The 5,362-nt window shown below is 46.2% G+C and carries 3 protein-coding genes and 4 pseudogenes; 5 read left to right on the plus strand and 2 right to left on the minus strand.

Features of this window, described 5'->3' with window-relative positions; translation table 11 throughout:
• The 3 genes and pseudogenes from CPT76_RS08945 to CPT76_RS08955 form a co-directional block, all read left to right on the plus strand.
• A pseudogene (locus CPT76_RS08945) lies at positions 1–454 on the plus strand (extracellular solute-binding protein); the annotation flags it as partial.
• A gap of 117 nt (positions 455–571) precedes the next feature.
• A complete protein-coding gene (locus CPT76_RS08950) occupies positions 572–1,567 on the plus strand; it encodes a Gfo/Idh/MocA family protein (protein WP_105442668.1) in 996 nt (331 codons plus the stop codon).
• Between the two features lie 19 nt (positions 1,568–1,586).
• Positions 1,587–2,670 (plus strand): annotated as a pseudogene (locus CPT76_RS08955) (Gfo/Idh/MocA family protein).
• Positions 2,671–2,774: 104 nt separating this feature from the next.
• Here the strand turns inward: CPT76_RS08955 and CPT76_RS08960 are convergent.
• Positions 2,775–3,813, minus strand: a pseudogene (locus CPT76_RS08960) (NAD(P)-dependent alcohol dehydrogenase).
• 147 nt (positions 3,814–3,960) lie between these two features.
• Here CPT76_RS08960 and CPT76_RS08965 point away from each other — a divergent pair.
• Positions 3,961–4,383: a MerR family transcriptional regulator gene (locus CPT76_RS08965; protein WP_105442669.1), complete on the plus strand. Its 423-nt coding sequence runs from the start codon at positions 3,961–3,963 to the stop codon at positions 4,381–4,383.
• A gap of 63 nt (positions 4,384–4,446) precedes the next feature.
• Here the strand turns inward: CPT76_RS08965 and CPT76_RS08970 are convergent.
• Positions 4,447–4,991: pseudogene (locus tag CPT76_RS08970) on the minus strand (TetR/AcrR family transcriptional regulator).
• Between the two features lie 209 nt (positions 4,992–5,200).
• Between CPT76_RS08970 and CPT76_RS08975 the strand changes: the two are divergent.
• The coding region (locus tag CPT76_RS08975) for a DUF2255 family protein (protein ID WP_146116281.1) at positions 5,201–5,362 on the plus strand (162 nt) is incomplete at its 3' end.

Genomic DNA, 5,362 nt, shown 5'->3' on the forward strand with positions numbered 1-5,362 from the left:
CACCATGGAAAACGGGATACCCCAATGGATTCCGGATGTGAAAAAACAATTCGATGAAAACCCGGATCTGAAGAGAGATGCAGGGCTCAATTTCCTACCAGGAAGGTTCATCGGGGCATTCTCCAATGAAGTCACTTGGCCAACGCCCGAAGATCAAAAAACGCAGTGGCAGAAGTTGGAGGAGAGCTTCTCGGCAAAAATGCCTATCAAAATTATAGACAAAGTAAGCGCCAGCTACCTTGCAAGAGAATGGCCCAAATATCAGGATTTTATCAGTAAAACCAGCAGCTTGAATTTCGATGACGAATTTAAGAAAGCGCTGTTTGCGTCGTCAGATGAAGAAGCTCTAAATCTTCTTCATAGTGTTCAAGAAAAATATAAGGCCGCCGGCGTGGATGAAATGGCGGAGTTCGTAGCTCAAAAAGCTGCGGAAAGAGATGATGTAGGGTTCTAGATCGTTCAATCTATATCGTGAACAATTTTGGGGTGGCGTTACTGCCATCCCAATTCACTTTCTAACGAATGCTCAAACGCATACGACGAACATTAACCGATTACGGAGGGGAAAAGCATGTTGAACGTTGCGATGTTAAGCAAGTGGCATGTGCATGCAGCTGATTACGCCAGAAAGCTGCAAAATCATGGAAACGTTAAGATCACGGCCGTCTGGGACGAACAGCCTGAACGCGGAAGCGAATGGGCTGCCCAATTGGGAGCGGATTTTGAAGCAGATTTGGACACTCTGCTGAAACGGGAAGACGTCGATGGCGTCGTCGTGGACGCTCCTACAAGTATGCACGCAGACGTCATGGTAGCAGCCGCTGAGGCCGGCAAACACATTTTTACCGAAAAAGCCATGGCTCTTACCACCCAGGAATGCGATCGGATCTCTGCAGCGGTACGCAAAGCAGACGTCAAGTTTTGCATTTCATTTCCTGCTCTTACAAGACCACACCAATTGTTCGCTAAACAATTGATTGACGACCATATATTAGGGGACATAACGCTGGACATAACGCTTCTACGCATTCGTAACGGACACGACGGTGCTTTAAACAATTGGCTGCCGGAATACTGGTATGATGAGAAACAAACAGGGGGCGGAGCCATGATGGATTTGGGCTGTCATCCGATGTACATCGCAAGTATGCTGCTCGGTAAGCCCAAAAGAATCACCTCCATGTTTCATTACTTCACCCATCGTGCAGTGGAAGATAATGCGCAGTGCTCGATTGAGTTCGTAAACAACGCTGTCGCACTTGTCGAAACAAGCCTTGTGACGTATAGAACTCCTTCCGCCCTTGAGATTTACGGCACGGAGGGCACCTTGATGGTCTCAGATGATAACGTTAGAGTCATCTCGAAGAAGCTCGATTTGCCTTTCTCCGGATGGATTTCACCGAACCAACTCCCTAAAGAGCAGCCGCTTCCGATCATCGAATGGACAGATGCATTGCTTCATAACAAGCCGATGCCCTTCGGTCTGGAAGAGGGGACAAAATTGACGGAGCTATTGGAGGCGGCATACACCGCTCATAAGGAAAACCGGACGGTAGAATTCAAATAGCGTGGGGGAGGGAATTCAGATGAGAACTGTAAAAGTAGGAATCATCGGCTGCGGCATGATCGCGGGCGGTAAGCATATGCCGTGTTTGTCCAAGTTAGATCATGTACAGATGGTGGCCTTCTGCGACTTGAAGCCGGAAAGGGCCGAGGAAGCGGCGCAAAAATACGGCACGCCAGATGCAAAGGTGTTTACAAATTACAAAGATATGCTTGCGATAGAGGATATTGAGGTTGTACATGTATTGACACCGAACAGCGCTCACGCGTCAATATCCATTGATGCGCTCGAATGCGGCAAACATGTCATGTGCGAAAAACCGATGGCAGTCACAGGCGCGGAGGCCAAAGCGATGTACGAAGCCCACTTGCGAACAGGCAAGAAGCTAACCGTCGGGTACCAGAATCGCTCCAACGCCAGAAGCCAGCTGTTAAAAAAGATGATCACCAATGGGGAACTTGGAGATATCTATTTTGCCAAAGCGGTTGCGACCCGGAGGAGAGGCGTACCTACATGGGGCGTGTTCCTGGATAAAGAGAAACAGGGAGGCGGTCCAATGATTGATATTGGAACCCATTCCCTTGATCTGATCCTGTGGTTGATGGATAACTATGAACCGGTTAGTGTCGTCGGCAGCGTCTTCCATAAACTGAAATATACCGAAAATGCCGCAAACGAATGGGGATCCTGGGATCCAAACGAATTCGAGGTAGAAGATTCGGCGTTCGGGTATGTGAAATTTAAAAATGGAGCGACAGTCATCATTGAAACCAGCTGGGCCCTTAACATTGCAGAAGGTGGCGGCAACCTGCTGTGCGGAACGAAGGGAGGAGCGGATTTTGCTAAAAATGAACTGCGGATCAATGGCGAGAGGGATGGGAGCCTGTTCCTGAATAAAATCGATGTGAATCCGAATGCAAGAGAACGATTCAGCGGAGAAGAAATGACCGATTTCGAGTATGAAGCCAAGCAATGGATTGACAGTATCGTAAACGATACCGAACCTTTGGTTAAACCCGAGGGAAGCTATGGTTGTATCGCAAATATTAGAGGCGGTGTATATATCCGCAGAAACGGGAAAAACCGTTTATTTTGATGAGGAATAAAGACGTGGAATGAAGATTATAGAATAAAACGAAGGTGCCCAAAAGCTAGCTTTTGAGGCACCTTCAACATGTAATCACTTATGGAACAAATGTTGGTACGCAGCTTACATCGTGCTAATATCGATGACGAATCTGTATTTCACATCCGAGGCTAATACACGTTTGTAGGCTTCGTCAATCTGGTCGGCCGAGATCACTTCGATCTTAGGAACGATGCTGTGCTGTGCGCAGAAGTCCAGCATTTCCTGTGTCTCGCGGATGCCTCCAATCATGGAGCCCGCAAATGAACGCCGATGTCCGATGAGGGACATGACATTCAGCGACAACGGTTCCCCAGGGGCACCGACGTTTACCAAAGTTCCGTCAAGCGTAAGTAGTGAGAAATAAGCATCCATATTGATGCTGGCACTCACCGTGTTAATAATCAGATCAAAGCGGCCGGCGAGTTTTTCGAAGGTTTCCGGATCGCTAGTGGCGTAGTAGTTGTCTGCACCCAATTGCAGGCCATCTTCTTTTTTACTAAGGTTTGGGACAAAACCGTGACCTCGGCACCCATCGCATGCGCAATTTGAACAGCCATATGCCCGAGGCCGCCCATACCGACTACAGCTACTTTTTTCCTGGGCCGGCCTTCCAGTGATTAAGCGGGGAATAGGTTGTGATACCCGCGCAAAGCAACGGCGCCGCGGCATCAAGCTCGATGTTGTCGGGGATTCTAACTACGAAATCCTCCGTGACGACAATGTGGGTGGAATAACCACCTTGAGTTGGCTCGCCGTATTTGTCAACACCAGCGTAGGTCGGGACATTTCCTTTGAGGCAGTATTGTTCTTCCCCTTTACGGCAGTTCTCGCATTCGCCACAGGAATCAACCATACAGCCAACCCCTACACGGTCTCCGACTTTGTATTTTGTGACATTAGGGCCAACAGCCGTAACAATTCCCGCAATCTCGTGTCCAGGCACAAGCGGATAGTTGACAGGTCCCCATTCGCCGTGAGCCGTATGGATGTCGGAATGGCATATTCCCGCAAATTTGATTTCAATTAAAATATCCTGCGAATCCAGATCGCGCCGTTTAATTTCAGCTGCTCGAAACGGTTTGTCAGGACCGTCGACAGCTCTTGCTTTAGCAGTAATCATCTCGAAATCCTCCTATCCATGGTTGTTCATATGTTGCAAAATCAATTTTATTCCCTAGAGTTAACTCTAGGTCAAGCACTGATTTTATGATAATATCAAAAAAGGTATAAACGACAGAGCCATATCGCAAAGAAAGGAAGATCCCTGTTGAAGACATTTTCAATCAGTGAAGCTGCCAAGCAATTGAACCTTACGATATATACCTTGCGTTACTACGATAAAGAGGGACTTTTGCCCTTGGTAGAACGGACAGCCAGCGGAAAACGCTTGTTTAAAGAATCCGATATCGAGGCTTTAAAAGTAATCGAATGTTTGAAAACCACGGGGATGCCGATTAAGGAAATTAAAAATTTTATTAGTTGGTGTTCAGAAGGGGATACGACTCTGAAACAAAGATATGATATGTTTCTGGAACGAAAAACTGCTGTAGAGGCGCAGATGGAAGAACTTAAAAAAACGATGGAAGTCATCGAACATAAATGCTTTTATTACAAGACAGCGCTGGATGCCGGAACGGAAGATGTTCATAAGAACAACAAAATTGGCAGTAACTTCGCCTCGACTTATTAATAGAAAACCACCTGTAATCCATATATTTCTATATGAGCTACAGGTGGTTTTGTTATTCAGAGGTTAAAAATTTCGATCCAGCAAGATCCCTGTCTGTTCTGCCATGACACGAGGAGGAACAGGCATTCCATTCCTGAACCACCATTCCACGCTCCCCACAACGGCTGCCCCGAAAAATTGCAGGATAATTTCTTGATTTAAGCCTTGATTTTTCCCTTCGGTTACATCGACTTCAACTTTATACTCTTGAACGACTAAATCAAGGAAACGGCTGCGGAAATGAGCCGCGCTTTTGGTGTTCAGCATGATTGAAAAAACAAATGATGCTCTGCAAAATATTCGAACCAGACATAATTTCCTTCTTGAAAGCTCATTTCGGATGCAGATCGGCAAAGTTCGCTGAGATTACTGATGTGTTCTTCGATAATTTTATCCAGCAGGTCGTATTTATCCAAATAGTGCAGATATACCGTGCCTCGATTCACATTGGCCCTGTCGGAAATATCACGGATAGTAATGTCATCAAAGTTTTTTTCTGCCATCAGTTCAAGAATGGCCTTCTTGATAGCTTCTTGGGATTTGACGACCCTTCGATCCACTTTAGTCATTTTTATAACGTCCTCCATCTTAAGATAATCGGCAATTTTGGATCATTTGTTGAGTAACGCACACATTGTGAGGAAATGACCATTGTAAGCATGGGGTTCCTGTATAAAATTATAAACACGAGTTGATTAAACAATCAATGTTCATTTTAAGCTGCAGTAGTTCATTCTATGTGCATGCTTAATATCAAGTTTTAAGGAGGATCCCATTCATGAGTACGTGGTCGAAAGAAGAATTGAGCAGGATCGCGGAGTCCGACGATCTTCACATCTCACCTTTCCGGGAAAACGGCGTTACCTATGGTACCCCGACCTGGATTTGGTCTGTTGTGGTTGGCGACTCACTCTATGTACGTGCCTATTACGGGCAGAAT

It is taken from the genome of Paenibacillus sp. AR247 (genome assembly GCF_002968895.1).
Taxonomy (GTDB): Bacteria; Bacillota; Bacilli; order Paenibacillales; family Paenibacillaceae; genus Paenibacillus_AQ; species Paenibacillus_AQ favisporus.

Excerpts from the sequence above, each read along its gene's own strand:
- CPT76_RS08950 (WP_105442668.1), top strand. The coding sequence starts at position 572 with ATGTTGAACGTTGCGATGTTAAGCAAGTGGCATGTGCATGCAGCTGAT.